The following is a 4,348-nucleotide window of genomic DNA, read 5'->3' as shown; positions in this document are numbered from 1 at the left end:
CGCAAGGGCCGGTAAGCCACGCGTTCGATGGTGTAGCCGACCAGCGCGCAGACGACTGCGGCGACCAGCAGCGCGATGACCAGCACCAGCGCTAACGGCATGCCCGGGAAGTGGTTCTGCAAGACACCGATGGCCGACAACGCGACCATGGCGCCCACCATCAGCACGTCCCCGTGAGCGAAGTTGATGATGCCGAGAATCCCGTACACCATCGTGTAACCCAACGCGATGATGGCGTACACGCTGCCAAGCACCAGCCCGTTAAGAACCTGCTGGACAAAGATATCCATTCAATACTCCTGTTGCTGAAGACGTGTCCGCGTGACGAAACGCGAACCGCAAATACGAAATGAAGAGCTATCAGCGACGAATTTAAATCTCGGCTTGCAGAAAGCGACTGCGAGCGGCAGCACTGAGGCACGCTATTCGCCCCTGCAAGGATCCGAGAGCACCGGCGTGAGGTCTGGCAACGCGGGGCATCACAGGATTATTCCGTTGAGAGAAATGGCTGATGCCAGTTCATCCAGTTACATTGGCCCATGCCCACACCGAACAAAGATCACCGGTACTCGGCATGGCTATACGTCCCTCTCTACTGACGTGTCCGTCTGACAGAAACCCCGTTCCGCGTTCAGTTGTGTTCTTCACCCGCGTCGTCACTAACCTCACGTTCATGATTCGCCTCTTTTAAGCAACACTCTTAACCATGTCCTCGATCACCTTCTTTGCGTCGCCGAACACCATCATCGTCTTGTCCATGTAGAACAGGTCGTTGTCGAGGCCAGCATAACCGGAGGCCATCGAGCGTTTGTTCACAATGACCGTGCGCGCCTTATACGCCTCGATGATCGGCATGCCCGCAATCGCTGACTTCGGATCGTTCTTTGCAGCCGGATTCACCACATCGTTCGCGCCAAGCACCAGTACCACGTCGACCTGACCGAACTCGCCGTTGATGTCGTCCATTTCATAGACCATGTCGTACGGCACTTCGGCCTCGGCGAGCAGCACATTCATGTGCCCCGGCATGCGCCCCGCCACCGGGTGAATCGCATACTTCACCTCAATACCCTTCTCGACCAGCTTGTCGGTCAACTCCTTCAACGCATGCTGTGCGCGTGCGACCGCCAACCCATATCCCGGTACGATCACCACGGTTTCAGCGTTGCCGAGCATGAACGATGCATCGTCGGCAGACCCGGGTTTCACTGGGCGCTGCTCAGCCGGGCCGCCTGCCGCGGCCGCACCCGCCTCGTTACCGAAGCCCCCGAGAATCACGTTGAAGAATGAACGGTTCATCGCACGACACATGATGTACGACAGGATCGCACCCGACGATCCCACCAGCGAACCCGCGATGATCAGCATCGGATTGTTCAGCGAGAAACCGATACCCGCCGCCGCCCAGCCCGAGTAAGAGTTCAGCATCGACACGACCACCGGCATATCCGCGCCACCGATCGGAATGATGATCAGCACCCCGAGTACGAACGCGATCAGCGTCATGATGATGAGCGGCAGCCACGACTGAGTGAGGAAGAAGATCACGCCAAAGCCGATCATCGCGACCGCGAGCAGCAGGTTGATCAGGTGCTGACCTGCATAGACGACTGGTGCGCCCTGAAACAGGCGGAACTTGTATTTGCCAGACAACTTCCCGAACGCGATCACCGAACCGGAGAACGTAATCGCACCGACGAACGTGCCGATGAACAGTTCGACGCGGTTGCCGTACGGCAGGAATCCGGGCACCGGATTGTCCGGGTCCGCCAGTCCGAACACCGAGGGCTCCGAGACCACCGCATAGGCAATGAACACGGCCGCGAGACCGATCAGCGAGTGCATGGCGGCGACCAGTTCGGGCATCTTGGTCATCTCGACGCGCGCGGCGACGAACGACCCGATCGCGCCGCCCACCACCAGCGCCGCGAACAACAGCCCGAGGCCCAGGCCGAGGTCCGAGCCGAGCCCGGCCGCCTGCTTGAGGATCAACGCGATGGTGGTGAGGATCGCGATCGCCATCCCGGCCATACCGAACGTATTGCCAATGCGCGCTGTCTTCGGATTCGAGAGCCCCTTGAGCGCCTGAATGAAGCAGACCGAAGCAACGAGATAAAGCAGCATGACGACGTTCAGACTCATTGCGCCTTCTCCTTCGCCGCTGCTGGAAGCTTCTTCGGCGCTTTCTTCTTGAACATCTCCAGCATTCTCCGAGTGACGAGAAAGCCGCCGAAGACGTTGACCGCTGCCAGCGCGACTGCCAGAGTCCCGAAGAACTTGCCTGTGACGCACACGGTCAGACCGGCCGCGAGCATCGCGCCAACGATCACGATCGCTGAAATCGCATTGGTCACCGCCATCAGCGGCGTGTGCAGCGCAGGCGTAACATTCCAGATCACGTGGTAACCCACGTAAATCGCCAGCACGAAGATGATGAGGTTGATGACGGTATGGTTGATGACTTCCAATGCCGGTCTCCTATGCCTTGCGCGTGACTTCGCCGTCACGGGCCAGCAACGTGGCGGCGACGATGTCATCCGCGAGATCGATATTCAAGGCGCCTTCCTTCGTGATGATCAGCTTGAGGAAGTCGAGCAGGTTGCGTGCGTAGAGCGACGACGCGTCGGCGGGCACCATCGAGGCCAGATTCGTATAACCGACGATCGTCACGCCGCTTCTTGTGACGACCTGATCCACTTCGGTCAACGGGCAGTTACCGCCGCGCCTGCCTTCGTACTCGGCGCCGTGTCCGGCCGCCAGATCCACCAGAACGGAGCCTGGTCTCATCGCCTGGACGGTGTCGACTGAAATCAAGGTCGGTGTGGCGCGTCCCGGGATCAATGCGATGGAGATCACCAGATCGGCCAGTTTCGCTCGTTCGTGAACCAGCGCCGACTGCCGCGTGAGCCACGAAGGGGGCATCGGTCGTGCGTAACCGCCGACACCCTGCGCGGCTTCGCGCTCCTGGTCGGTTTCGTATGGCACGTCGAGAAACTTCGCGCCGAGTGATTCGATCTGCTCTTTGACCGCCGGACGCACGTCGGACGCTTCGATCACTGCGCCCAGGCGCTTGGCGGTCGCGATCGCTTGCAGACCGGCCACACCCGCGCCGAGAATTAGCACACGGGCTGCCTTCACGGTGCCCGCGGCAGTCATCAGCATCGGCATGAAACGCGGATAAAGCGTCGCAGCCAGCAGCACCGCCTTGTACCCGGCGATGTTCGCCTGCGACGACAACACGTCGATGCTCTGTGCACGGGTGGTGCGCGGCGCCGCTTCGAGCGCGAACGCGGTAACCCCCGCCGCGGCGAGTTTCTGCGCGTTTTCCGTATTAAACGGCTTCAACATTCCGATCAACACTGCACCGCGTTTAAGAAGCGCGAGTTCCGAATCGGTGGGCGTCTCAACCTTGAGAACGATCTCTGCGCCGACCGTGGTCGGCGCATCGACGAGTTCGGCGCCCGCTGCCACGTACGCGTCGTCCAGATAGCTGGCACCCGACCCGGCACCGCTCTGCACAGTGACCCTGTGACCCTGCAACACGTACTTCTTAACCGTCTCGGGCGTCGCGGCGACACGTGTTTCATACGGCCGCGTCTCAGCCGGCACTCCGATGTGCATACCTTCCCCTACTAAATGCTTTGAGCCAGCGTGTATGATCATCCGACGCGTTTCACGTCGGTGGATCCCGACCCATCAACCAAACGAGCAGATTTCAAATTGCTCATAAACGATCGTGCAAACCTACGCGCCGTGTTATTGAATGAAACCGCAAGACGTGAAATTTGAACCGTAAAATCAAACAGGTCCTGCCATGGACGTCAGATTGCAACGTCCATCCTCATCGGTACCGACAAAGCAGTCGCTGACGATCAACGCGGAACTAGCAATCACCGTGCACTTTCAAGAGGAGAGTGGCAGTCAATCATCGAAATTGCAGATGTATTCGGTCGTCTCAAATACTTTTATTTCGATGGTGCTTTTGCGCGGGACTTTGAACGAATCACCCGCACGGTATTCGGTCCATTCGGCGCTGTCCTTTTGTCGAACCGAACAGTGACCGGCCAGAACCTCGATCACCTCGTCCACTACCGAAGGAAGAATCATTGTTCCGGGAAGGAACACACCGAGCGTCTTTCTCGCCCCATCTGCGAAAATGACTGTGTGAGAAATGCATTTGTCGTCAAAAATATTGGCGCGTTTTACTACAGATACTCCTTCGTACTGCTCATCGGATCGCATATAAAATGCTCCTTATTGAGACTTCCATAATTTATGACGTCACCAGAGCGTAGCCTGCATCCAGCACGCCGCAATGATCGAGGGCCGTTTTTGAGCGCTCTTGAGT

5 protein-coding genes are annotated in these 4,348 nt (G+C 58.5%); all 5 read right to left on the bottom strand.

Annotation, left to right across the window (positions count from 1 at the left end; all coding sequences use genetic code 11):
- Positions 1-290, bottom strand: a 290-nt coding sequence (locus ABH944_RS44450) for an ABC transporter permease subunit (protein ID WP_472975156.1), incomplete at its 3' end; no start/stop codon positions are given.
- Positions 291-687: 397 nt separating this feature from the next.
- Positions 688-2,142 (bottom strand): NAD(P)(+) transhydrogenase (Re/Si-specific) subunit beta, encoded by a 1,455-nt coding sequence (locus ABH944_RS44445; protein WP_404615780.1) that lies wholly within the window; start codon positions 2,140-2,142, stop codon positions 688-690.
- Positions 2,139-2,468, bottom strand: a complete 330-nt coding sequence (locus ABH944_RS44440; RefSeq protein WP_404615782.1) for an NAD(P) transhydrogenase subunit alpha part 2 — start codon at positions 2,466-2,468, stop codon at positions 2,139-2,141. Before ABH944_RS44440 ends, ABH944_RS44445 begins: the two co-directional genes overlap by 4 nt.
- Before the next feature lie 10 nt (positions 2,469-2,478).
- On the bottom strand, positions 2,479-3,621 hold the full coding sequence (locus ABH944_RS44435; RefSeq protein ID WP_404615784.1) for a Re/Si-specific NAD(P)(+) transhydrogenase subunit alpha: 1,143 nt from the start codon (positions 3,619-3,621) through the stop codon (positions 2,479-2,481).
- A 300-nt stretch (positions 3,622-3,921) separates the two neighbouring features.
- Entirely contained in the window at positions 3,922-4,242 is a 321-nt protein-coding gene (gene ppnP, locus ABH944_RS44430; RefSeq protein ID WP_404615786.1) for a pyrimidine/purine nucleoside phosphorylase, read from the bottom strand.
- Positions 4,243-4,348: the final 106 nt, after the last annotated feature.

The organism is Caballeronia udeis (assembly GCF_044909315.1).
GTDB classification, from domain to species: domain Bacteria; phylum Pseudomonadota; class Gammaproteobacteria; order Burkholderiales; family Burkholderiaceae; genus Caballeronia; species Caballeronia udeis_A.
The sequence above is the reverse complement of the archived record's forward strand: the minus strand, read 5'-3'. Positions and strand labels throughout refer to the sequence as shown.